Below are 23,557 nucleotides of genomic sequence, written 5' to 3'. Positions count from 1 at the left end.
GATCCAATCTGGTTATGAAAACCGTTCCGACTCCTGGTAGTGATAATCATGCCACGGTCAGTGAGAATTTGCGACACGTGTGACCAGGGAGGTTGGTGGATAACCAGGAGAAATCGCGGAGCAGGCTGGGGCGACGAGGCGTCGCAGGTATACAGCTGACTCGGCGTGACTCGGCGAGCACGTGCTTGCCGCCCGGAGCGGTACGGCCCGGGCGGCCGTCAAGAAAGCGAGTCCTTGGTGTGCGGTACGGCCCGGGGCGGCCGTCGGGGAGGCGAGTTCTTGGCGTGCGGACGGCGCGGGGCCGTCGTCAGGGAAGCGAGTCCTTGGCGATGTGGGCGAGGGTGATCTCGGTGAGCAGGGTCTCCTCGTGGGCGCGCAACGCGCTCCACACGTCGGCCAGGGGCCCGGCGACTCCCGGGTAGCCGCCGTGCGCGGAGTGTTCCGGACTGCCTTCGACCACCATGATCACGTCAGCCAGGGTGATCTCCTCGGCGGGCCGGGCCAGCCAGTAGCCCCCGTCGGGGCCACGCTGGCTGTGGATGAGCCCTGCCCGCCGCAACTGCAGCAGGATGTTGTCCAGGAACCTCCGGGGGATGTTCTGCGCCACGGCGATCTTCTCGGCGGGCACGGGGCCGGGAGGCGCCGCGGCCAGCTCGGTGGCGGCTCGCAGCGCGTACTGGGTTCTGGCGGAGATCCGCATATCCGTCGGTTACGTGATGCCGGCTAGTTACGCACTTGCTGGAGGCCCCAGCGGCGGCGAAGGGAGTTGTCGGCCGTCTCGAACAGCAGGTCCACCCCGATGCCGATGACCAGGATCACGATCATGGTGGAGAGCAGGCCCGCGGAGTCGGCGAGCTCGCGGTCGAAGAACAGCCGCTCGCCCAGCGAGGACTGGTGGGCGATGATGACAACGATCTCGCCGGCCATCAGTGAGCGCCAGGCGAAGGCCCAGCCCTGCTTGAGCCCGGCCAGGAACGACGGCAGCGATGCCGGCAGGATCACGTGGCGGTAGAGCTGGAGGCGGCGGAATCCGAGCACGTGCCCCGCGCGCAGCAGGATCGGCGGGGTGTAGTCGACTCCGGCGATCAGCCCGTTGGCGATGGACGGCGTCGCCCCCAGGATCACCACGAACGTGATCGCGCTCTCGGTCAGGCCGAACAGCAGGATGGCCAGCGGGAACCAGGCGATCGACGGCATGGTCTGCAGACCGGTGATCAGAGAGCCGAAGGCCGCCCTGAGCACCTTGATCCGCGAAACCAGGGCGCCGACGACCAGTCCGATCAGCACCGAGATCGCGAAGCCGGTCACCGCGCGGCGCATCGTGACGGCGATGGCCTCCCAGTACTCGGCGGTGGTCAGGCGCTCGCGGAGCACCCCGAAGGTTTCGACGGGCCCCGCGAGGACGTACTCCGGCCAGCGGCCGGACCACACCACGGCCTGCCAGATCAGCAGGACCAGGCCGACCGCCAGGACGATCGGCCACAGCCGGCCCCAGATCTGGGAGGTGACCCGGTGACGCTCGCCTCCGCCGAGCTCCAGCGCGTCGAGCCCGGCGAGGTGCTGGGCATGGGTGTCGGCGGGGGGTGCCTGGTCAACGGCCATGGCGGAGGACCTCCTGTCGCAGCCGGTTGGTGATCGTCGTGGCGAGCTCCGCCACCGCGGTGGAGTCGGTACGGCGAGGCCGGTCGAGCTCGACCGGGAAGTGCTCGACGACCTGGCCGGGGCGGCTGCTGAGCAGGACCACCCGGTCGCCGAGCCGTACGGCCTCGCGGACGTTGTGGGTGACGAACAGCACGCTGAGGTTGCGCTCGCGCCAGATCCGCTCCAGCTCGTCGTGGAGCAGGTCGCGGGTCATCGCGTCCAATGCGCCGAAGGGTTCGTCCATCAGCAGCACGTTCGCGTCCTGGGCGAGCGCGCGGGCCAGGGAGACCCGCTGGCGCATGCCGCCGGACAGCTCGTGCGGGCGCTTGGCGCCGAACCCGTCCAGGTGGACGATCTCCAGGAACTCCGCGGCCTTGGCCTGGCGCTCGCGCTTGGCCACGCCCTGCACCCGCAGCGCCATCTCGACGTTGGCGGAGACGGTGAGCCAGGGGAACAGCGCTGGTTCCTGGAACATCATGGCGATCTTGTGGCCCTCGGTGTCGATCCGGCCGGCCGTGGGCGCGTCGAGCCCGGCGACCAGCGAGAGCAGCGTGCTCTTGCCGCAGCCGGAGGCGCCGAGCAGGCAGACGAACTCGCCCGGGTGGACGGAGAGGGAGACGTTGTCGAGGGCCAGCAGGCTGTTCTTGCCCTGGCCATAGATCTTGGAAACGCCGTCCAGCCGGACCGTGGGCTCCTCGCCCTCGATCCGGCTGTCCGCCCGCTCCCTGAGCGGAGCTGTCACGTGCCCTCCTGCTTGCTGCTTCGGATCAGTCAGATCACTTGTCGGCGACCGCGGGCTGACCCTTGGCCGCGAGGATCTCGTTCAGGGGCTTCAGGTCGTAGATGCCGTTCAGGTCCACCGGCTCCAGCAGCCCGATCTTGATCGCGTGGTCCGCGCTGCCGACCAGGGAGGAGGCGATCGGGTCGTTGGTGAAGGTGATGTTCTTGAAGACGCTGTCCAGGACCTCCTGCTTGAGCGGCTTGCCGCTCAGCTTCTCCAGCGCCGCGTTCACGGTCTTGGCGGCGTCGGCGGGGTCGGCGTTGATCGCGGCGTTGGCCTCGACGTGCCCCTCGAGGAGCTGCTTGACCGTCTCCGGGTGCTCGGCGGCGAACTCCTGACGGACGATCAGGTGGGTGATCACGAACTGCTTGTTCGGCCAGAGGTCACGCTCGTCGAGCAGGATCTTGCCCTTGCTCTCCTGGACCATGCGGCTGGCGAACGGCTCGGGCACCCAGGCGCCGTCGATGTCGCCGGTGGCGAAGGTCTGCAGGGTCTGGGCGTTCTCCTGCGGGATGATGTTGACGTCGCCGCCGCCCTTGGTGTCGGTCTTCAGGCCCTTCTCCTGCAGCCAGTAGCGCAGGGCCACGTCCTGGGTGTTGCCGAGCTGCGGCGTGGCGATCTTCTTGCCCTTGAGGTCCTCGACGCCGTTGATCTCGGGCTTGACCACGAGGTAGACGCCGCCGGAGGCCGATCCGGCGATGATCTTGATTGCCTTGCCCTTGGACTTGGCCCAGGCGTTGATGGCCGGGTTGGGCCCGATGTAGGTGGCGTCGATAGCACCCGCGAAGACCGCCTCGATCGCGGCCGGGCCGGCGTTGAAGCTGCTGGGCACGAGCTTGGTGCTGCCCAGGTGCTTGGCGTAGAAGCCCTTCTCGATGCCGACCAGCGCCGTGGCGTGGGTGATGTTGGGGAAGTACCCGAGCCTGACCTCGGCGAGCTTGTCCCCGCCGGCCGAGGCCGCCGTCCCCGTGGTCTCCGTGCCCCCGCAGGCGGTCGCCAAGGTTGTGATCGCCAGTGCGGCCAGCACGGCCACCGCCCCGCGAACCCTGCGAGCGTTCATGGTTACTCCTAATTCCTACTTAATAAGTCGGTTAGGTGTATTAAGGCAAGGGCTGGGATGCCTGTCAAGTCATGGTGTGTCGCGAAGGTCCACTGTTACCTCTTCGTGTTCTCTCGTGCCGAATCGGTGACGATCTTTGGGATTGACATGACAGATGTTTATCGAGGTCACCGGTGAGATTTCGGCGGTCTGGGTATCCAACCGGCGTCAGTTGATCTTGAGCCCCCCGAAAGAGGTCAAAGCCTGGAAACTGGGTCGGTAGGGGGTTTTGGTGGGGCTTAACGGTGCTTGGTCGCATCACGTTCTGGGACGGCGGGTCGGCAGACTTGCCGCGTGTGGGGTCGCGCTCTCGGTGGTCGTGATGCCTTCGGTCGTGCTCGCCGTATCCACCGCATCCGCCGTACCTGCCGCGTCGCGGGCGAAGGTCGCAGATGTCACGGAGGCGTCCTGTCAGAGCGGAGCCGCGCTGCCCGCCTCGGCGGACGAGTGCGCCGGGGCGGGATCCAGGCGTTTGTCTCGGGCCGGTTCCCGTTCCGGCACGTCTGATTCGGCTCCGGCGGTGACTCAGCCTCCGGCTCGGGCCGATTCGCGCTCCGGCACGTCCGATTCGGGTCCGGCGGCCCGGTTGCCGGTTTCGGCCGGTTCTCGTTCCGGCACCTCCGACGTGACCCGGGTAGTGACTCACCCCTCGGTTCCAGCGGATTCGCGCTCTGGCACGTCCGATTCGGCTCCGGCGGCTCAGCCTCCGGCTTCGGCCGGTTCGCGCTCGGGCGCCTCCGACCTGACCCGGACGGTGACTCAGCCTTCGGTTCCAGCGGGTTCGCGCTCGGGCGCCTCCGACTCGACCCGGGCGGCGACCCACCCTTTGACTCCCGCTCCGGAACCGGCGCCGGTGACGCCGGGCCTCTCCGTCACCCCGACCCCTTCACCCGCCGCCGCTCCGGACAAGCCCGTCGTCTCACCGCCGGTGAACAAGCAGGTTCAGGCCGGGAAGAGGGAGAACGGCCCGCGCCGTGGGGTCGTGACGCCCCGACTGAGGCTGACCAAGACCGCCTCCGCCGTCCCCGCGAGGAAGGGAGGCAAGCTGACCTACACGATCACGGTCACCAATGACGGGCAGGTCGACTACCCCGGGGTCGGGATCCTCGACGACCTGTCCGGGGTGCTGGACGACGCGGCCTTCAACGGAGACCAGCGGGCGTCGAGCGGAACCGTCGTCTACAGCGAGCCCGTCATGACTTGGAGCGGCGACGTGGCCAGGGGCGAGACGGTGACGATCACCTACAGCGTCATGATCGACGCCGTCGGCGACGGCATCCTGGACGGACACGTCGCGGGCCCGCCCTTCGCCTCGAACTGCAGCCCGGAGTCGACCGCTCCGGAGTGCGGGCAGCGCATCGGCATCGCGGAGCTGAGGATCAAGAAGTCGTTCGCCCCCGACGGGCCCAAGCCCGACGGGACCGTGGACTACACGATCACGGTCACCAACGTCGGAACCGCGCCCTATCCGAGGGCGACGATCACCGACGACCTGTCCGGGGTGCTGGACGACGCGGCCTTCAACGGAGACCAGCGAGCGTCGAGCGGTACGGTCTCCTACGCCAAGCCGAAGGTGACCTGGACCGGCGACGTGGCGGTGGATCAGACGGTGACGATCACCTACAGCACGCGGGTGGACGACCGGCCGGCCGGGGACCGGCAGCTGTCCGGCGAGCTGGCCGGGCCGGAGGGCTCCAACTGCGTCGCCGGTTTCACCGACTCCGCCTGCGGCAACACCCGCAAGGCGCGACTGCCGCTGCTGAACATCCTCGCCGCCGCCGATCGGAAGACGGCCAGGCCCGGCGACGTGGTCGTCCACACGGTCACCGTCCAGAACGTCGGCACCGCCGCCTACCTCGGCGCCACCCTCACCGACGAGCTGTCCCAGGTGCTCGACGACGCCGTCTACAACGGTGACGCCCAGGCCACGACCGGCACCGTCTCCTACGACGAGCCCAGGCTGAGCTGGACCGGCGACGTCGCGGCGGGTGAGACGGTCACCATCACCTACAGCGCGACCGTCAGGGACCCCGGTACCGGCGACCATCTGCTGGACAACGCGATCCGGGCTCCCGGAGGCGGCACGAACTGCCCGGGCCCCACGCCCCGGGCCGGCAGGCTTTCCGCCCCGGCCCCGGCCGCCGATCGAGGATGCGCTCACCGCGTCGTCGTGGAGAACGTGACGATCAGCGAGACCCTCTCGCCGCGGGCGCCCCGGTCCGGAGAGGTCGTGAACTACACGATCACCGTCGCCAACGCCCAGGAGGCCCCGTACACCGATGCCCACGTGACGGACGACCTCTCCGGGGTGCTCGACGACGCCGTCTACAACAACGACGCCAGGGCCTCCTCGGGCTCCGTCACCTTCACCGGGCCGACGGGCGACGCCGCGGCCCTCCCAGGCTCCGCGGCTTCCGCGGCTTCCACCGCTTCCACGGATGATGCGGTGAATCCCCAGGGCCCCGCCGCCGCTTCCACGGATGATGCGGTGAATCCCCAGGGCCCCGCCGCCGCTTCCACGGATGACGTTGTGGACCCCTCGCGCTCCGCCGCTTCCTCCATCTCCACCTCCGCTGCCTCCGCAGGGCCGAGGCTGGACTGGAAGGGCGACCTCCCGGCGGGGTCCGAGGTGACGATCACCTACAGCGTCACGGTGAACGACCCTCCGAGGGGAGACAGGACGCTACGGAGCAGGGTGCTGGGCGTGGCGCCGGGATCCAACTGTTCCGCCGGCTCGGCCGACCCGAACTGCGCCCCGGGCCCCACCGGAATCGTCCTGACACCGGCTCGGACACCGAAGTCCGCTTCACCTTCCTCCCCGTCGCGGAACCCGTCGTGCCTGCGGTTGTGCAAGCCGTCATGTGACCGAAGCCTCGACTCCTCGGACAATCGGTCGTGTGACTCCTCGTGCGGCCGGAGAAGCGACTCCTCGTGTGAGGACGGGTGCGACTCCTCGGACGACCGGTCATGCGACTCCTCGTGCGGCCGGAGGTGCGACTCCTCGCGGAGCTCGGCGCGGGACGCGCGCTCGGGCCCCCGGCTGTCCGAGCTGCCGTTCACGGGTCTCCCGGTCGCGCCGGTGATGCTGGGGATCCTGCTGTCCGGACTGGGTCTGGCCGTACGGCTGCGCGCCAGGCGAGGGAAGCCCTAGGGCTCGGTGTCCGGTGACACGGCGGGGCCGCCCCGGGCGGCCCTGCCGGAGCCGGCGCGCGGATTACCGCAGTGCTCGACGACGGTGGAACCGTTCCGGGCTTCGGGGGTCGCCGCGGAGCCGGACGAGCAGTAAGCCGTAGCGCTGACGGAGTAGGGAGGGCGGTTCCGTACGTCGTCGGCGGGCCACGGTCGCTCCTTGGAGAACACCACCGTCACCGCGGTCATGTCCACGTCGACGGTCTTGACGATCTTCCTGGTCTCCGTGGGTGTCGCGGAGAGGACGACGACTTTGTTGATCTTCACGTCGACGTAGCGCACGCCACCCCCATGCGGGTGCGTGGCCAGAACCTTTTCGAGTTTCTGCTTGATCAGGGTGAGCTGTGACAGCGACCGGGTGACGACCCTCGGCCGGGCGCCCGCGGCGGTGATCCGGGGGATGTCGGCGGCGCTGGTGGTGGCCACCACGAGGGTCTGCGAGACGGTCCCCATGAACCAGGAGCCACCGAAGCGGTCACCGAGCAGGCCGCGGAGCTCCGCCTCGACCGGTGTCAGGCGCGCTTCGTTGCGCAGGCGGGCCAGAGCCTGTTCCCTGGTGAGACCGAGATCGCGCTGGAGCGCCTCAAGCACGCCCGGCGGCGGTGGCTGCTGAGTGGGAGGAGCGGCACGGGGGACCGCTGTCTGAGGTTCGGCGGCGGCAAGGGCGGCCACCAGGGTGAGCGCGGTGACCGCTAGGGCGCATCCCGTGGTGGTGGCGGCGTGTCTGCGGGACATGGATCTCTCCTTGACCTCGGCTTCTCAGTCGGGAGGGAGGAGAATCGCTTCGTGTCGCAGGTTGATCACGCGATGTGGGCAACGCCACCTTAATTCAGCCGTTGCCGGTCAGGACCGCAAAAGCCGTGCGCCACGCGGTCGTCGATTTCGGGCGGAGCTCGCCGGGCGCACCGCGGTGCGGGGGATGCGCGAGCACCGGGGAACGGCGTCAGCGGCAGGCGGTGTCGAGGGTGACGGCTCTCTGCACCGAGGCCGTCCCGTCGCTCTGCCTCCCGTGGTGCTGGCTGCCCTTACGCCCGCCGTCGGCGGCATCGCCCCTGCCGGCTGCCACGACGGGAGGGGCGGGCGGCTCGGCCAGAATGTCGGCGACCTTGCGCTTGATCAGGTCGTAGTCGGGTGAGCCCGTGTTGATCAGAGGGGGAACGAACTGGAAGCTCTTGATTTGGGAGTTCTTCACCTTGGAGGACAGGTCGATCAGCTTGGGCAGGAGCTCCCGCGGAATGTCGGTCGATACGGCGTTCATCGTGGCGTGGGCCAGCTTCTCGAAACTGCTGAGCACCGTCACCGGATCGGCCTGCTTGACGACGGCATTGAGCAGGCACTTCTGCCTGCCCATCCGGACGTAGTCATCGCTGTAGGTGCGAGCCCTGCCGTACCAGAGAGCCTCCTCGCCCGACAGTCTGCGCGTGCCACTCGTGATCAGACCCTCGTTCTGTTTGCCGTACACGATGGGGTCCTTGACGGTGACCTTCACCCCGCCCATCGCGTCGACGATCTCGATGAAGCCCCTCATGTCGACCATCGCGTAGTTGGCGATGTCGAGTCCGGTGATGCCGCTGATCGTCCTTTTCAGCAGCGCAGGGCCGCGGTGCCCCTTTGTCATCTTCGGAGCCATTTCGGGATAGTCCTCGGCGTACTGGAAGACCTCGTTGAGCATGCCCTCGCTGTAGGGCGGCTCACCCTCGAAGCCGAAGGGGAAGCGGTCGCGGGCCGGGCCGGGAGGCATCGGGACGTTCTCCAGGTTCCTGGGCATGCCGAACAGCACGGTCTCGCCCGTGGTGGTGTTGATGCTGGCCACGGTCATGCTGTCGGTGCGTATACCGGGCCGGTTGGGCGCCGCGTCCGCGCCGATCAGCAGGATGTTGAGCCGCTCGAGGCCTTTCCACGGATCCACCGGGATCGGGGTGGTGCTCGTGGCGAACACCGAATTCACCACGCTCCTGGAGACGTAGGCCAGCCGGGTCGCGTAGGCCATCGGGGCGACCACCACCGCGCACAGCAGGCCGACCGCGAGGGCCGAGAGGTAGCGGGTCGTGCCGGACAGCGACTCGGGCCGGACAAGCTGGTAGGACCGGATGACCACGGCCACGGTGGCGGTGGCGAACAGCATCGCGGCGAGCGCGAAGGACCAGAGCCAGGCCGGCTGCACGATCAGGGAGAGCAGCGGGGGCCCGGCGGTGAGGAGGGCGGTCGTGACCCCCGCGGCCAAGGTCAGATAGATGCCCATCAGGCAGGCGCCCGTCACGCGGCGGCCCACCCAGATATGGGCCAGGCCCCATAGAACGGCCGAGCCCAACGTAAGCGCCAGGCTTGATCCGATACCGCTACGGCCCCCGTTACCTGCCATCTTTCCAACATCTCCCGTCCATCAACCCGATGCGTCACAGGTTAATAACGGTTTTCGCATGTAAGGGGTATGTGACCGTACGACGCGCTGGGAACCGCCGGTCAAGATTCGGTGAGCTAATCCCCGTCATGGCCGATATCGCCGACCCTTGAATCTCGACCAAAAGGGCACTCGTCGGCGTATCGCTAAATCCTGATTGAAAGGACACTTGGTCGCGTATCGCGGGCTTTTTGCGGTCGAGCTGAATCCCGTCCGGGAACGGTCTCAGGACTCCGATTCCTGTATGGGGACGGTCGCACGGCTCCGGTTCCCGTCCGGAACGGCCTCATGCCCGTCTCCGGGACGGTCTCACGACCCCGCTTCCGGGACGGCCTCGCGCCCGCCTCCGGGACGGTCTCACGACCCCGCCTTCGGGACGGCCTCATGCCCGCCTCCGAAGGTCTCACAACCCCGCTGGAATCCGGGTGTCACGGTCCGGCGCCGCCGAGTCCGTGGCCGGACTCGGCAATCACCAGTCGGCGGCGCCGGCGAACGACGTCGCCGCCGGCCGGTAGCGGAGCCGATCGCGGGCGGCGGTGATGTCGAGGGTCCGCTCGACGGCCAGATGTCCGGCCGCGTAGCGGGTCAGCCGGGGCGGGTGCGGCCGTCCGAGCAGCCGGAACGTGATCTCGGCGGCGGCGGCCAGGGGAGCGACCAGGTTGAGGGGCAGGTAGGACGGCTCGGCGTCGATTCCGCGTTCCCTGAGGATCGCGCGCAGGGCGTCGTCGAGGATGACGGGCTCGGCGTCGGTCACGTTGAAGACGCCGCACTCGACGGGACCGGCGGCGGCGAGCAGACAGGCCCGGGCCAGGTTGTCCACCGAGGTGAGGCTGATCCGCTGGCGCCCGTCGCCCACCGCGAGAAGCCTGCCTCCCCTGACCACCCCGAGGATCCGCGGGAGCAGGGTGGTGTCTCCCCTGCCGTAGACGGCGTGCGGCCGCAGGACGACCGCCTTCTCCAGGCTCTTCTCCGCCGCCGCCTTCGAGGCGCCGTAGGCGTTGGCGTACCGGCTGACCGGGGCCATGCCCTCCGTCGCCATCACGGTCGGCCGGAACGGATCGTAGACGCTGGCTGTACTGACATGAACGAACCGGGCGTCGGGGAAGGCCGCGGCGACGGCGCGGGTGCCGTCCACGTTGGCCGCCCAGATCTCCCTTCGCGGTCCCCAGTCCGTGACGCCTCCGGCACAGTGGATCACCACGTCCAGCTCCGGCAGCCCGGGTCTGGCTCCCAGAAGATCCCACGGCGTGTACGGCGCACCGCCGACCTGTCCGGGTTCCACCGACGGCCGCCTGCCGAAGGCCGACACCTCCCAGCCCTCGTTCACGGCCGCGCGGCAGACCGCCCCGCCCACAAAACCGGAGGCTCCCGTCACCCCCACCCTCAGCACGCTCCGCCTCCTTCGCGCGTGCGCCGATCCGGCTCGGCCGCCGAACCGCGCGGCGGTCGGTCTCGCAGCTCAGACACGGCGGGCGACCAGCTCGCGGAGGGCGGCGCGGTCGAGTTTTCCGGCGCGTCCCGAACGGGGGAAGGCGTCAAGAGACTCGATGCGGTCGGGGACGGCCGCGGCGTCCACGATCTCGGGAATGGCCTCCCGCAGGCGAGACTCGTCATAGTCCCCGGTGGGGATGACGACCAGCACGACCTCCTCGTCCCCGGTCTCGGGATCGGGCAGTCCGACGATCGCGGCCTCGGCCACCCCCGGCAGCGCGGCGATGGCGGGTTCGTAGAGGCCCGGATAGATGTTGACCCCGTCACGGAGGAGCATGTCCTTCTTCCGGCCGAGCAGGACCAACCGGCCCTCCTCAAGACGGACCAGGTCACCGGTGGCGATCTCCTTCAGCGGCTCCTCGCCGAGATAGCGCTGGGCGAGGTGGGGGCCGGAGACGAACAGCTCGCCGTCGTCCGCGATCCGGACGCCGACCCCGGGAAGGGGCGCCCCGAGCAGGTCCCCCTCGGTCTGGGCCAGCTTCTCTCGCGCCGAGGCGATCGCGATCGGCAGTGCCTCGGTCATCGCGTAGATCGACAGCACCTCGGGCCCGGCCTCGATCGCGCGGCGGAGCACGCCGGGCGGTGCGGGGGCGGCGCCGAGCAGCAGGTAGCGCAGGGTGCCGGGGAGCCTGGGGGTCTCGCGCAGAAGTCTGTCCAGGTGCACGGGGACGGCGAAGGTGTGGGTGGCCTTCCTCTCGGCCAGTTCGGCGGCGAGGTCCCCGCCCCCGGGCAGCGACCAGGTCGCCCCGGCCAGCAGCGCGGGCAGCCCGAGCATCAACTGGTCGGTGTGAACGATGTCGCCGGGCCCCAGCGGGAAGGCGCGTCGGAACAGTTCCAGCCCGGCCGCCAGCGATCCCCGCGTGTGCACCACACCACGCGGGCGTGCGGTGGTTCCCGAGGTGAAGATCACAGCCGCCGGCTGGTCCGCGGTGGGCGAGCCGTACGGTCCGTGTCCGGTCTGCCCGGTCCGTGTGCCCTGTGTATCCGGGATGCCCGTTCTGCCCGGCGTGCTTGACGTGGCCGGCGCGGAGGAACCCGGCGATCCGAGGATCAGGGAGAGACGCAGGGCTCCCCGGGGGACGCCCGGCAGCCACGGGCCCGTGTAGAGGTGGCGGACGGGCCATCCGGGAAGGGGATCGCGGAGGTTCGGCAGAAGCAGGCCTCGGCGGCGGGCCAGGCCTCTGAGCGGGCCGCTCAGGGTGTAGAGCAGCGACTCGGTGACCACCCACTTCGGGTGGGTGACGGCCAGGCGGGCCGCGAGCACGTCAGGGGCCAGCCCGGGATCGGCGAGCACGAGTGTCCCGCCCGCCGCCACGGCCCCCAGCGCCAGAACCACCGCGTCCACCCCGGGCCGCACCGCGAACAGCACGCCGTCCCCCGGCCGTAGCCCGCTCTCCGGCTGTGGTCCGCTCTTCGTATCGGCTGTGGCTTTCCCCGGCCGTAATCCGCTCTCCGTACCGGCCCTGGTCTCCCTCGGCCGTGGTCCGCTCTCCGCATCGGCCGTGGCTTCCCGCGCCTGGTCCGCGGTCAGGTCGGGCTGTGGGGTCGCGGTCTCCCGGGTCTGGTCAGTGGTCGGGTGGGGTTGTGGCGTCGTGACTTCCTGAGCTTGGTCCGTGGTCGGGCGGGACGGCGACTCCGGCAGAGAGCCGCTCTCCACGGTGGCCGGAGCCTCCGGTCCGGGCCGTTCGGTCATCGCGTCGCGGACCGCGTTCACCCGTCGGGCCAGCTCGCCGTAGGTGACCTCGCGGCCGCGGCCGTCGATGACGGCGATCCGTTCCGGCTCTCGTTCGGCGGCGGTCATGATGCCGGTGATGATGTCGTTCATGCCACTTCAATCCAGATGACGATGTCGTTCATGCCGCTTTGATCCAGAGGTGTTCATAGGTGGGGATGAGGACTCCTCTGGCCGCGCGGCGCCGTACGACACGCACTCGGTGGGAGAGCACGACCGAGGCCACCGCCCGGATCTCCGCCAGGGCCAGCGGGTAGCCGATGCAGAAGTGCGGGCCGGCGCCGAACCAGAGGCGGCGGAGCTCCGGCGGGTGTTTCAGGGAGGGGTCGAACGGCCCGTACGACCGGGCGCAGTTGTGGGTCACGATCAGCACCCGGTCACCCGGCCGCACCACGACCGCACCGACCTGCGCGGCCGAGCCCACCGAACGCAGCATCACCGGCGTCGGCGTGGTGATCCGCATGGCCTCCTCGATCACCTGGTCCAGGTCGTCGACCTCTGTCCGGTGGTCGTGCAGGAGAGCGATCAGCCGGGGCACGAAGGTGGCGACCGTCTCGGTGCCCGTCAGGAAGAACGCCCCGGCCGCGCCCCTGGCCTCGGCCGCCGACAGCCCCTGCGCCCGCATCCGGCCCATGAGCGTGGACTCGTCACCGGCCTCGTAGGCGGCCTGCGCGATGTCCCCGATTCCGTCCAGCGTCCGCCTGGCGATCACCGCCTGCCGGTCCGACAGCCGCCGGGAGCGCAGCGAGACCATCGAGACGACCCGCTCCCCGGCCTCGAACAGCTCCCGGGCCCGCGCCTCGGAGACCTCGCCCAGCCCGATCACCCGGCAGATCACCGCCCCGGCCATCACTCGCATGGCGTCCACCAGGTCGACCGTCTCACCCTGCTTCAGCCGCGCAGAGAGATCCTCCAGCGGCTGCCGCAGCACGTCGGCGACCAGGGCGGAGACGTACGCGGTGGTGAACAGCGGCATCAGCTTCCTGCGCAGCGCCAGGTGCCCCTCGCCCTCCATGTTGAGCAGCACGGAGGGGCCGAGGATCGGCGTCCACAGGTCGCCGGGCGATCCGGGGCCGTCCTTGCGGAACCGATCGTCCATCAGTACGGCACGCGCGGTGGCGGCGTCGTTCACCACCACTCCCAGCCCCGGCACCCGGACGACCGGGCCGAGGCGGGCCAGCAGCCGCATGAGCGGATAGACGAAGGGGTGGGCGGCCAGGTGGAGGCGGGTCTCGTGGTTCACCGGACGTCGATCACTTCCGGACGGTAGTGATGGTCGGCGTACCAGGCCAGGGTGCCCGCCAGGCCGTACGCCCGCAGGCGCCGGACCGAGCCGAAGACCACCACGTCGCGGCGCGAGCCGTACGCGGAGGTGAGCGTGCGGACCCGGTTGACCAGGGCGCGATCCTCGTGGACCTCCTCGATCGCGGTCCTGGGGAAACCTCCCGCGCGTTCATACAGCGAGGAGGTGATGGCCAGGGTCGCGCCGGGCATCATCACGTACGGCCCGAGATACTCCGATGACCGGTTGCCCGGACGGAAGCGGCCGAACGCCGCGGCCAGGTCCACCACCAGCGGGATGAAGTGCCGCTCCCAGAACTTCAGCGGGAACTCGTCGGTGCGGGGCCTGAGCCGTCCGCCGACCATCTCCAGCCCGTCGCCGAACGCCCGCCGGATGTTGCGCACCCAGTCGGGGCGGGGCAGGCAGTCGGCGTCGGTCCTGGCCAGGTGGGTCGCGCCGTGCGCGATGGCGTGGCGCATGCCGGTGTCGGAGGCGGCGCCGGTGCCCTTCCTGGTCTCAGTGATCATCTGGACGCCGTGCCGCCGGACGATCTCGGCGGTGTCGTCGGTGCTCGCGTTGTCCACGACGACGAGCGTGAAGTTCTGGTCGTCCTGCTCGGCCAGCGCCTTGATCGTCGCCTCGATGCTCCCCGCCTCGTTGTAGGCCGGAACGATCACCCAGAGGTCCATCACATCTCCGCCAGCATCACGCCGGTGCTGATTCCGCCGCCCAGACCGAGCAGCGCCACCCGGTCGCCCGGCTCCCAGCCGCCCAGTTCGAGCTGGAGCGGCAGCGTGGTCGAGGCGCAGTTGCCGTGCTCGGGCAGGCTGACCACGAGTTTCTCCCGGGGGATGTCCAGCGTCTTCGCCAGGAAGCGCAGGTACGGCAGCGCCACCTGGTGCACCGCCACGAGGGCGAAATCGTCCCAGCTCAGACCGGTACGTTTGAGCGCGTTGAGAAAGATGTCCGGGCCGATCAGCTCGAACGCGTCCTTCAGCCTTCGCCCGTCGCCGCGGAAGTAGGAGTATTCGGGATCACGGGGATGGGCGGAGCCGCCTCCCGGCAGGGTGCCGATCGCCCACGCGGTGGAGTCGGCCGCGAATTCGCGGTAGAAAATGCCCCGCCCCACGTCCGCGGTGAGCAGCACCGCGGCTCCGGTGTCGGAGAGCGTGTATCCGGCGAAGGAGTCCACGAACTGCGCCCGGTCCCTGACCTGCCATCGGATCGCCCGCGACGGGATCTCACCCGAGCAGACCAGCACCTTGCGGTGCGCGCCGCTCAGGATGAGAGCCTCGGCCACCTGGATGCCGTTGAGCATGCTGTTGCAGGCGTTCTTGACGTCGAAAACCGGACACGAGAGCCCGAGCTTGGCCGCCACGATGTGCGCGGTCGCGGGCTCGACCATGTCCTGCGAGGCCGACGCGAACACGAGCAGGTCGACGCCGCAGTGATCGAGTCGTCGGGCGGCCTCGACCGCCAGGTCGGACGCCTGCTGGTCGTCGCGGGCCACGTGGCGCAGGCGGATGCCGGTCAGTCGCTCGATGACACCTCCGTAGGGCACGTATCCCTCGATCCGCCGCTCCACCTCTGCGCTGGACAGGGTCTGTTCCGGCAGATAGGTCGCGACGCCCGCGATCCGGGCTTTCATGGATCTCCCTAGATAGCGTCAAGTCTTTCCATGCTCGCGCAATGTACCGAAAACGAACAGCCGGACGGATCGTCCTGGTCAGCCCGGCGCTGTGCCGTACCGGGAACGGCGCTATATCGGGACAGAAGAGATCATGCCGTGTCGAGGCAGTTGATATGGCGCTATACGGGGCGAGAAGTCTCGTAGGGCGGTTGCGTGTGTCGGTACGGGGCCATCGCGATGTGCTTGCCGGGAGGGCCCACACGGCAATGCGGGGGCCATAGTGGTGTGTCCGCCAGGCCACGGAGGGGATTACGGCGGTGTGCCCGCCAGGCTGGGAAGCGGCCTCGGTGAGGTGGAAGGGAACCATGCCGGTCATGGAGAGCGTGGGGCGGGACGATCTCCTCCCGTCGGGCGATTTCGACGTGCGGTTCGGCAGGTCTCCGAGCATCTTCTGTGGGCATAACGCGCTATTGGCGAAAAGAAGCCTGATTCTCGATCTGACGACAAAGGGTGCAATCTAGGAGCCGGCCGATTTCTTGGAAGAGAACCGGATCCGTTTCGTGGAAACCTGGTCTACGCTGGTGCGGGTGGTGGGACCCGGATAAATGTGCTGCATGCCGTATCTCTTGAGAGCGGTGGAAACGCCCTGCCGTCGGCGAGCTCCCCGAAGTGCCGGCCGTTAGTGTTGAGATCAGATGAATCGCCGGGTTTCGGTCCTTCGTCTTTGAGGGTTTCGTCCGCCGCCCGCGCATCATGAGCGTCGGTTCCTGATCGGATTCCTCCTATCGGGAATGTCGCGGTAGTGGCGGTGCAACTGACTGACATATCCGATCTGACGAAGACATTTACAAAAGGGTAGATTGAAAATAATCTTTCCGCCGGAGTTGTCGTGTTCCGCCGACCGCGCTGGAGTCCGCCGCCCCCATGGCCCATCCGTTACCTACGCCTTCGCCGATCTCTCAGCCGTCCCCCGCCGCTCAGGGGTCCGGCAGCTCGGTGGCGTCGCCCACGGCTGAACCTTCCCCGGCCGCATCTCCGCCGACCTCTCAGCCTTCTCCCGTTGGTCAGGGGCCCGGCGGCTCGCAGGAGTCGCCCACCCCTTCGCCTGCTCCTCAGCCGTCGTCCACCGCCCCGGGACCCGGTGCATCGCCTACGGCCGAACCCTCCCTCCCCAAACCTTTGGCTGGCCCTCAACCGTCTCCAGCCCCGCCGGGAGTGGACGGCGAGTATTCGGGGATCGATCCCGCCCTGATGGACGACTTCGAGCGAGGGCTTGGCCGGGCAGAGGACGCACTCGGCCGGAACGAACCCCAGATTCGCAGCACCTTGCAGAGGCTCGACCTGGACACCTCGGGGCTGAGCTCCCTGCGCGAGGTGCAGAGCTGGATCGGGACCAGCCGTCCCGACCTGAGGCGCCGCAGCGAGACGATCCGCACTGAGCGCACGGAGTGGGGGTCCGCCTCCGGCCTCCCCGGCGAGCTGAGCGCCTTCGACGAGGCGCTGTACGGCAAGGCCGCCCACGATCCCGACGTCTACGCCGCGATCGTCAAGGTGACCGAGGCCGCCGAGAACGGCGAGGTCGACGCGAAGGCCCTGGCGGAGCTGGAGAAGCGGACGGGAGATGCGACGTTCGCCGCCGCGCTGATGAACGCGATGGGCGCGGCGAGGTTCCGCAAGCTGATGGGGAAGACCGTTGGGCACGAGGACGACAAGAAGGTGGAGCGACTACAGATCGCCCTCGGCAAGACACTGGGCACGGCCAGCCCGAAGCTGAGCAACGCCTGGCGCGACGAGCTCACCTCCGACCTCGCCATCGGATGGCAGGAGGGCTACGCGATCTCACTGGCGCTCAAATACGCCACTTCTAAATATGCCGGTCCCGAATATGGAGCCTCAAGCGGAGCCGTGAACACCGCCTTCCTACTGGCGGTCGCCAAGAAGGTCGACGCTTGGGACCGTGAAGCATCTAAGTTCCCCGTCGGCACCGACCCAGGCGTCACGGTGGCTCTCATGGAGGCGCTCAGCCTTGATCCCGCAGCAGCCCAGGACTTCTTCGCGGGCGACCCCACCGCGCTGAAGCACTATCTGACCGAGCGAGGGATGCTCGACGGCGGTGAGGCATTGGGCAAGGCGCTGGAGGCCGCGATGCTCACCTTCCGTGATCATGACGGCTCGCCGCAGGCTCCTTCACGCGGCTATCTGTCGGCCAAGCTGGCCTCGGAGTTCGTACATCTGGAAGCCGAACGGATTGAGGCGGGCAATTCCTCCGCATTCGTGAAGCCTGTCACCACCGGCCGCATCCTCGCCGGCTACATCAGCGACATCAACTACGTCGCTCAGAATGCTGGCGACCTCATCGCGCCTGGAGTTCGGAGTGCCGACAATCTCAGTGCGCCTGGACAGAGCCCCTGGGGGGCGCAATTCAAGCTGGAAGAGTTGCGTCGAGTGATGAAGGAGGCATTCGCGGATTCCAAGGCTTTCGCTCCCGTTGCAGCTGCCCAGAAGGTATTCGCCGGCTGGCTTCTTGATTATGGCGCCGCAGAGATGGTTGATGGACGGGGCGATATCGCACTCCTGACCAATGCACAAAACATCGGAGCGGGCTTCGGAATGATCACCGATGCAGTAGGTCTTGCAAAGATCGAAGAAGGCAAAGAGTTGGACGGAGCACAGCAGCGGAACATGAAGGTGCTCACCGCAATGGTCAACACCGCACTCGCCATCCCTCAGGTGGCGGCAGCCTGGCCGTTCACGGTCGGTGCCGTGGGGGCGTGGACGAGTCTGGTCGAGGACACTGCCAAGGGCGATGCAGAGGCCAAAGCGATCGATGGTGCCAACACCGCCGTCGATCAGACCCGGATCCTTGTGCGTGATCTCACCGCTCAGGCCATGCTCAAGAGCGGCGCGTTCGGTTCAGTTGAGCCCGCCGCCCCGACCCATCCGTGGGCCTCACTGGAAGGCCTGGAAAAGGGAGATGACCCCCGTGACAATCCCAACAACTTCCTCAAGTCCGATGGCCGGACGCTCATGACCACGGAGGAGATGATTGATAAAACAGCTCCCAACGGTGTCGAGGACCAGCGGCTCGAGGCCTACGTACGATGGCTTAGGGGGGCATCGGGACGACCCTGGCAGGACGTTGAGGGCCCCCTGAGTCAGGGCTTCTCCGATGGTTTCTCCCAGTACGGATGATGATGAAATCACCGTTAGCGCTGGCGGCGGTGCTGGTGTGCGCGCTGGCTTTCTCGACTGCCTGTCAGGGCGACGAGGTGAAAATCGACCGCAGCCCGTTGCCGATGGTGGCCGCTCCCCCCTATATCTGCGGACACATCCCGCTGAAGATAGTGGAGTTGATGACCGGAGTACGTGACCCATTGGTACGCGGATACTTCAATCTCAAGCTTGCCGGAGGTCTTGGTGCCGGAAGCTGCGCAGCCTATCGGCGAGACGGTGATCGGCTGAAAGTGTTGCAGGTTATCCTCACCCCAGGGGGATATCCCGGAAAGGTTGAGGAACAGCTCGAAGACGGCGCCTTGTCGGTGCCAGAAATTGTCCCCGGCGCCATCGGCTATTACTTCAAAGACACGACCAGTAAGAGTAACGCCACATATGCAATGCTTGTACGCGGCAAAGCACAAATCGGTATTCAACTGGAGATAGGTGCCGAAGGGCGTGACAATGCCGCTGATGTGCTGGCGTTGATGAAGCTGATCGCGCCGAAGCTGATCACCGATGCCAGCGCTCCGTCGCCGAGCCCGTCCACGACGGCTCCGCCCGGGAAGACCCCGTCCCCCTCTCCAAAGAAGGGCTGATCTGGTCGTGGCCGAGATGGTGCCCAATCCGCTCTACGAGGCGCTGGGAGATGCCCTGCGGACGGTCGAGCCGCTGGTCCAGGAGATCGAGAAGGGCATCGAGGCGCCGTATCGAGACTTTCACTCCGGCAAGGTGTGGACCGGGCCGGCCGCCAAACGCTTTGACGCCGAGCTCGCCCACCAGCGCACGCGGGTCCGCGGCTCGGGGGACAAGATCCTGTCCGACCTGCGCCAGACGCTGACCCGCACACCACGTCAGGTGACCGAAGAGGAAGCCAAGGTGATCAAGAGAAGGTACGGCCTGCCTTGACGGGGAGGGTGCGCGTCAGAATGCCGGATGTGGCCCGTGCCCGCTGGACCGCGAAGAGCGCGTCCCGGGTGAGGAGCAGGGGTGGTGTGACGACTGCCCGGAGAGAACCGATGGCGCAGCGACGGCTACCTGGAAAGGACCGAGGGTGGCACGACGGCTGCTCGGGGGGCGGGGACGGTGTGATGACTGCCCGGGAGGCCGGGGGTGGTACGACGGCTGATCGGTGGGGGCCGTGGATGGCGCAACGACTGCCCGGTGGGGCCGGGGCGGTACGACGGCTGCTCGGTCCGGTGTGGAAGGACTGCCGGGCCTGATGTAGAGGAGCGGTAAGGCTGACCTGGGAGGCGGTCTGACCTAGGAGAACGGGTTCGCCGGGAATGAGGAGATCCTCGGCGGGTAGCCGGTATGGCCATGAGCGACGTTCAGACGGGGACGGTGACCACAAAGGTCCCCGCGCGATTGGACCGGCTGCCATGGTCACGATGGCACTGGATGATCATTATCGGTCTCGGCACCGTCTGGATCCTCGACGGTCTCGAAGTGACCATCATCGGAAACCTCTCGGCCCAGCTGGCCAAGGAGGGGAGCGGTCTGGAGATCACCCAGACCCAGGTGGCCGGTACGGCGGGGGCCCTCTACGTGGCAGGGGCCTGTCTCGGGGCGTTGTTCTTCGGCTGGCTGACGGACAAGTTCGGCCGCAAGAAGCTGTTTCTCATCACGATGGTCGTCTATCTGATCGCCACCGCGATGACCGCGCTGTCGTTCTCCGCGTGGTGGTTCTTCCTCTTCCGGTTCCTGACCGGGTTCGGTATCGGAGGCGAGTACGCCGCGATCAACTCGGCCATCGACGAGCTCATTCCGAGCCGTCACCGGGGCCGGATCGACATCATCATCAACGGCAGCTACTGGCTCGGCGCCGCCGGCGGCGCGCTGTTGACGGTGCCGCTGCTCAACAACTTCGCGGTGAACATCGGCTGGCGTATCGCGTTCGGCCTGGGGGTGGTGCTCGGACTGGCCATCCTGCTGGTCCGGCGGCATGTGCCGGAGAGCCCGCGCTGGCTGTTCATCCACGGCCGGGACGAGGAGGCCGAGAAACTGGTCGACGAGGTCGAGGAACGCGTCGAACGCGAGAAGGGCGTCCAGCTGGAGGAGCCCTCGCAGAGCATGACCATCCACCAGCGTAAATCGATCGGGTTCGGCCAGATCGCGCACACCATGGTGGCTCGCTATCCCAAGCGCACCATTCTTGGCTTCTCGCTCTTTGTCGGGCAGGCGTTCCTCTACAACGCCATCACCTTCGGGTACGCCCAGATCCTGTCGACCTTCTTCAAGATCGACACTAATACCGGTTACTTCTTCGCCGTCATCGCGGTCGGCAACTTCCTCGGTCCGCTCCTGCTCGGGCCGCTGTTCGACAGCGTCGGCCGGATTCCCATGATCTCCGGCACCTACATCGGGTCCGGGGTGCTGCTGCTCGGTACGGCCTGGCTGTTCAACCAGGGTGTGCTGACCGCGGTCACGCTGACCGCGTGCTGGTGCGTCGTGCTCTTCTTCGCCTCGGCCGGTGCGAGCGCGGCCTATCTGACCGTCAGTGAGATCTTTCCGATGGAGACCCGGGCCATGGCCATCGCGTTCTTCTACGCGATCGGCACCTTCGTCGGTGGCGTCGCGGGTCCGCTGGTCTTCTCCAACCTGGTCGAGAGCGGCAAGCCGGGTGACACCGCCCTGGCCTTCTCCATCGGCGCGTCCCTCATGATCGCAGCCGGATTGGTGGAGATGTTCCTCGGGGTCAAGGCCGAACGCAGGGGTCTGGAGGACATCGCCGAGCCACTGAGCGCCGCCCCGGCCCAATCGTAAATTCCAGCGGAAAGTACGCCGCAGGACACGGCTTGCAAGATTCCCGGTCAGGACGGACGACTTGATACGATAGTGATTATCGTTTGAACACCTGTTCAGGAGTTTGCCCATGGACGTCGTCACCGGTCTGGACGCCTGCAGCACCATGGAGCCCGACGAGGCCAGAGTGGCGGCGACGCGGGAGCGGCTGGTCACCGCGGGAGAGGCCACCCGGCTCGCCGACCTGTTCCGGCTGCTGGGTGACCCCACCCGTGCCCAGCTCCTGTACGCGCTGCTCGAAGCCGGTGAGCTCTGCGTCTGTGATCTCACCGAGACGGTGGAGGTCAGCGACACCGCCGTGTCCCACGCGCTCAGGCTGTTGCGGACCGCGGGCATCGTGGCCAGCCGCCGAGCCGGCCGGATGATTTACTACCGCCTCGCCGACGCCCACGTGCGGATGCTCCTCGATCTCAGCCGCGAGCACCTACGCCACGAGATCGTCAAGGGCTGACCTCCATCCCGGGGCATCCCGCTGTCGGCACATGGCAGCCGGGACCCCGCGTCAGCACGCACAATGGCCGGACCCGCCGCCGGCACACGCGACAGCAGCGCGCACGATGTGGCCGGACCCGCCGCCGGCACACGTGACAGCGGGGATTCCGCGGTTCGACGGCCCTGTGGTTCGGCGGCGGGTTCGTCTGCCCACTCGGGGCTCATAAGATCGTCAACGATGTTCCCCATGATCGCGCGGGCGAGTTCGCCCCTCCAATCGGAGCCGATCGGCCGTAGGGCCGAGGCCGGTGCACAACGGCAGAAACGCTTATACGCGGTAGCTACAACAGCCACAACGGCCGCAGAGGTGTCATGTCGGTTCAAGGGGGCAGAGGAAGATCGATTCCGACAAGGACGGCTTTCGGTGCACAAGCTCGGCGACCCCGCGACGATGGGTTGCCTCCGATGCCGGGCCGGTGCCGTTACCTGTGTTTTCGTTCTGCTGGAGGTATTGCATGCGTGGTACAGCTCGTGCGTTCACCCTGATGACCGCGGTTCTCAGCTTGGGACTGACCGCCGCGTGTGCTGCCGACGGGGGTTCCGGCGGGCAGAAGCCGGTCGAGCAGGCCCGTCAGAACTCCGGCAAACCCGTCACCCTGAAGTACTGGACCTCGTTCCCGCCGGGGGCGACGCTCAAGGGAGCGATCGCCGAGTTCGAACGGGTGACTCCCGGCATCAAGGTCGATCTGCGCGAGTTCAAGGCCACCGACTACGCGGAGCGACTCCCGAAGGCACTCGGCGCGGACCATGAGGTGCTCGACGTCGTCGGCGTCCAGGTCCCGACGATGACCAACGCGGTCAAGGACCGGCTTCTCCCGGTCGCCACGTGGGACAACTTCTCCGAAGACTGGCAGGAAAAGCTCGGCGAGACCGCGGTCGGCCAGGCCGAGAAGGCCGCCAAGGACGGGAAGCTCTACTCCGTCCCGATGGGCTCCAGCGGTGGCACGGTCATGTACTACAACGCCGCGCTCCTCTCCGAGCTCGGAGTGTCCTTCCCCGAGACGGTCGCCGACCTCGAGTCCATCGTCACGAAGGCGAAGAAGCTCCCGGATCTCCAGCCGATCGTCTTCTCCGGTGAACCGCAGCAGCAGGAGGATCTGCTGTTCACCATCGCGGGTCAGACCAGCCCGGAACTGTCCGATGACCTGTTCGCCGGTAAGCAGAAGTGGAACAGCCCCGAGATGATCTCGGCGCTGACCGGCTACAAGTCGATCTTCGACCGGGGTGTGATGGCCAAGTCCGCGCTGAGCCTCAAGGGCGACAGCCCGGCCAAGCTGTTCGGCTCGGGCAAGGCGCTGTTCCTGGTGGACGACTCCGGGCAGAGTCCGCTGCTGTCCGACTCCTACCGCAAGGACAACAAGGTCGCCCTCACCGACGTCGGCGCCGGAGCCTTTCCCGTCCTTCTGCCCGACGGCAAGCCCGCCGTTCGCAGCCTGGCGGAGGAAGGCCTGGGCATCCCCAAGGCCTCCAAGCACGCTGCCGAGGCGGCCGAGCTGATCAAGTTTCTGACCCTGGGTGACGGCGTCGCGACGTGGTCCAAGGATATGACGCTGGTCCCGTCGCTCAAGGACTTCCGGATGGATCAGGAGGTCTTCTCCACCGACGCGGCCAGGGAAGGCTACGCCGACGTCCAGGAGGTCATCGGTGCCGGCGGCTCCGCCCGCACCTCCAACCAGACCTTCCTGGACGAAGTGGAGGGCGACATCCTCCTCGACGTCGCACGCGGCAAGCTCACCCCGAAGAAGGCGGCGGACCAGCTGCAGCAGGAGTGGTCCAGCGGCCGGTTCGACGCCAAGTAGCC

Annotated in this window: 18 protein-coding genes; 7 read left to right on the top strand and 11 right to left on the bottom strand. The window is 67.8% G+C overall.

What is annotated here, in order from left to right; all coding sequences use genetic code 11:
• Positions 1 to 307: 307 nt before the first annotated feature.
• From CHC08_RS21105 to CHC08_RS21090, 4 genes are read right to left on the bottom strand one after another with little or no spacing between them, the layout of a single operon-like run.
• Entirely contained in the window at positions 308 to 700 is a 393-nt protein-coding gene (locus tag CHC08_RS21105; RefSeq protein ID WP_089209058.1) for an RrF2 family transcriptional regulator, read from the bottom strand.
• Positions 701 to 723: 23 nt separating this feature from the next.
• Positions 724 to 1,602: an ABC transporter permease gene (locus tag CHC08_RS21100; protein ID WP_089209057.1), complete on the bottom strand. Its 879-nt coding sequence runs from the start codon at positions 1,600 to 1,602 to the stop codon at positions 724 to 726.
• Entirely contained in the window at positions 1,592 to 2,383 is a 792-nt protein-coding gene (locus tag CHC08_RS21095; RefSeq protein ID WP_089209056.1) for an ABC transporter ATP-binding protein, read from the bottom strand. Before CHC08_RS21095 ends, CHC08_RS21100 begins: the two co-directional genes overlap by 11 nt.
• Positions 2,384 to 2,417: 34 nt before the next feature.
• Positions 2,418 to 3,482, bottom strand: a complete 1,065-nt coding sequence (locus CHC08_RS21090; protein ID WP_089209055.1) for an ABC transporter substrate-binding protein — start codon at positions 3,480 to 3,482, stop codon at positions 2,418 to 2,420.
• A gap of 1,021 nt (positions 3,483 to 4,503) precedes the next feature.
• On the opposite strand from CHC08_RS21090, the gene CHC08_RS21085 reads away from it, so the two are divergent.
• Positions 4,504 to 6,672, top strand: a complete 2,169-nt coding sequence (locus CHC08_RS21085) for a DUF7927 domain-containing protein (protein WP_179282133.1) — start codon at positions 4,504 to 4,506, stop codon at positions 6,670 to 6,672.
• Here the strand turns inward: CHC08_RS21085 and CHC08_RS21080 are convergent.
• The 7 genes from CHC08_RS21080 to CHC08_RS21050 all read right to left on the bottom strand — a co-directional run bounded on the left by CHC08_RS21080 (position 6,669) and on the right by CHC08_RS21050 (position 15,264).
• On the bottom strand, positions 6,669 to 7,445 hold the full coding sequence (locus CHC08_RS21080) for a S1 family peptidase (RefSeq protein WP_089209053.1): 777 nt from the start codon (positions 7,443 to 7,445) through the stop codon (positions 6,669 to 6,671). The two genes, CHC08_RS21085 and CHC08_RS21080, sit on opposite strands and share 4 nt — an antisense overlap.
• 208 nt (positions 7,446 to 7,653) lie before the next feature.
• A complete protein-coding gene (locus CHC08_RS21075) occupies positions 7,654 to 9,072 on the bottom strand; it encodes an LCP family protein (RefSeq protein ID WP_089209052.1) in 1,419 nt (472 codons plus the stop codon).
• Positions 9,073 to 9,580: 508 nt separating this feature from the next.
• Entirely contained in the window at positions 9,581 to 10,501 is a 921-nt protein-coding gene (locus tag CHC08_RS21070) for an NAD-dependent epimerase/dehydratase family protein (protein WP_089209051.1), read from the bottom strand.
• A gap of 69 nt (positions 10,502 to 10,570) precedes the next feature.
• Positions 10,571 to 12,427, bottom strand: a complete 1,857-nt coding sequence (locus tag CHC08_RS21065; RefSeq protein WP_089209050.1) for a class I adenylate-forming enzyme family protein — start codon at positions 12,425 to 12,427, stop codon at positions 10,571 to 10,573.
• Between the two features lie 28 nt (positions 12,428 to 12,455).
• Positions 12,456 to 13,577: a cytochrome P450 gene (locus tag CHC08_RS21060; protein WP_089209049.1), complete on the bottom strand. Its 1,122-nt coding sequence runs from the start codon at positions 13,575 to 13,577 to the stop codon at positions 12,456 to 12,458.
• A complete protein-coding gene (locus CHC08_RS21055) occupies positions 13,574 to 14,305 on the bottom strand; it encodes a glycosyltransferase family 2 protein (protein WP_089209048.1) in 732 nt (243 codons plus the stop codon). Before CHC08_RS21055 ends, CHC08_RS21060 begins: the two co-directional genes overlap by 4 nt.
• Entirely contained in the window at positions 14,305 to 15,264 is a 960-nt protein-coding gene (locus tag CHC08_RS21050; protein ID WP_089209047.1) for a 3-oxoacyl-ACP synthase III family protein, read from the bottom strand. Before CHC08_RS21050 ends, CHC08_RS21055 begins: the two co-directional genes overlap by 1 nt.
• Positions 15,265 to 16,497: 1,233 nt before the next feature.
• Here CHC08_RS21050 and CHC08_RS21045 point away from each other — a divergent pair.
• From CHC08_RS21045 to CHC08_RS21025, 6 genes are all read left to right on the top strand, one after another.
• Complete coding sequence (locus tag CHC08_RS21045; protein ID WP_089209046.1) at positions 16,498 to 18,438, top strand: hypothetical protein; 1,941 nt, start codon at positions 16,498 to 16,500, stop codon at positions 18,436 to 18,438.
• Complete coding sequence (locus CHC08_RS48385; RefSeq protein WP_179282132.1) at positions 18,435 to 19,058, top strand: hypothetical protein; 624 nt, start codon at positions 18,435 to 18,437, stop codon at positions 19,056 to 19,058. Before CHC08_RS21045 ends, CHC08_RS48385 begins: the two co-directional genes overlap by 4 nt.
• Before the next feature lie 7 nt (positions 19,059 to 19,065).
• On the top strand, positions 19,066 to 19,368 hold the full coding sequence (locus CHC08_RS21040) for a hypothetical protein (RefSeq protein WP_089209045.1): 303 nt from the start codon (positions 19,066 to 19,068) through the stop codon (positions 19,366 to 19,368).
• A 492-nt stretch (positions 19,369 to 19,860) separates the two neighbouring features.
• Positions 19,861 to 21,225: an MFS transporter gene (locus tag CHC08_RS21035; RefSeq protein WP_245878447.1), complete on the top strand. Its 1,365-nt coding sequence runs from the start codon at positions 19,861 to 19,863 to the stop codon at positions 21,223 to 21,225.
• A 109-nt stretch (positions 21,226 to 21,334) separates the two neighbouring features.
• Positions 21,335 to 21,715 (top strand): ArsR/SmtB family transcription factor, encoded by a 381-nt coding sequence (locus tag CHC08_RS21030; protein WP_089209044.1) that lies wholly within the window; start codon positions 21,335 to 21,337, stop codon positions 21,713 to 21,715.
• Between the two features lie 496 nt (positions 21,716 to 22,211).
• A complete protein-coding gene (locus tag CHC08_RS21025; protein WP_089209043.1) occupies positions 22,212 to 23,555 on the top strand; it encodes an ABC transporter substrate-binding protein in 1,344 nt (447 codons plus the stop codon).
• The last annotated feature ends 2 nt before the right edge of the window (positions 23,556 to 23,557 follow it).

The sequence above is a fragment of the Streptosporangium subroseum genome (genome assembly GCF_900188345.1).
Taxonomy (GTDB): Bacteria; Actinomycetota; Actinomycetes; order Streptosporangiales; family Streptosporangiaceae; genus Streptosporangium; species Streptosporangium subroseum.
The sequence above is the reverse complement of the archived record's forward strand: the minus strand, read 5'-3'. Positions and strand labels throughout refer to the sequence as shown.

What these genes read in the sequence shown, in the direction of transcription:
- CHC08_RS21035 (WP_245878447.1), top strand. Translation starts at nt 19,861, where the DNA reads ATGATCATTATCGGTCTCGGCACCGTCTGGATCCTCGACGGTCTCGAA.
- CHC08_RS21090 (WP_089209055.1), bottom strand. Translation starts at nt 3,482, where the DNA reads ATGAACGCTCGCAGGGTTCGCGGGGCGGTGGCCGTGCTGGCCGCACTG.
- CHC08_RS21025 (WP_089209043.1), top strand. Translation starts at nt 22,212, where the DNA reads ATGCGTGGTACAGCTCGTGCGTTCACCCTGATGACCGCGGTTCTCAGC.
- CHC08_RS21050 (WP_089209047.1), bottom strand. Translation starts at nt 15,264, where the DNA reads ATGAAAGCCCGGATCGCGGGCGTCGCGACCTATCTGCCGGAACAGACC.
- CHC08_RS48385 (WP_179282132.1), top strand. Translation starts at nt 18,435, where the DNA reads ATGATGATGAAATCACCGTTAGCGCTGGCGGCGGTGCTGGTGTGCGCG.
- CHC08_RS21030 (WP_089209044.1), top strand. Translation starts at nt 21,335, where the DNA reads ATGGACGTCGTCACCGGTCTGGACGCCTGCAGCACCATGGAGCCCGAC.
- CHC08_RS21105 (WP_089209058.1), bottom strand. Translation starts at nt 700, where the DNA reads ATGCGGATCTCCGCCAGAACCCAGTACGCGCTGCGAGCCGCCACCGAG.
- CHC08_RS21045 (WP_089209046.1), top strand. Translation starts at nt 16,498, where the DNA reads ATGGACGACTTCGAGCGAGGGCTTGGCCGGGCAGAGGACGCACTCGGC.
- CHC08_RS21065 (WP_089209050.1), bottom strand. Translation starts at nt 12,427, where the DNA reads ATGAACGACATCATCACCGGCATCATGACCGCCGCCGAACGAGAGCCG.
- CHC08_RS21075 (WP_089209052.1), bottom strand. Translation starts at nt 9,072, where the DNA reads ATGGCAGGTAACGGGGGCCGTAGCGGTATCGGATCAAGCCTGGCGCTT.
- CHC08_RS21080 (WP_089209053.1), bottom strand. Translation starts at nt 7,445, where the DNA reads ATGTCCCGCAGACACGCCGCCACCACCACGGGATGCGCCCTAGCGGTC.
- CHC08_RS21100 (WP_089209057.1), bottom strand. Translation starts at nt 1,602, where the DNA reads ATGGCCGTTGACCAGGCACCCCCCGCCGACACCCATGCCCAGCACCTC.
- CHC08_RS21055 (WP_089209048.1), bottom strand. Translation starts at nt 14,305, where the DNA reads ATGGACCTCTGGGTGATCGTTCCGGCCTACAACGAGGCGGGGAGCATC.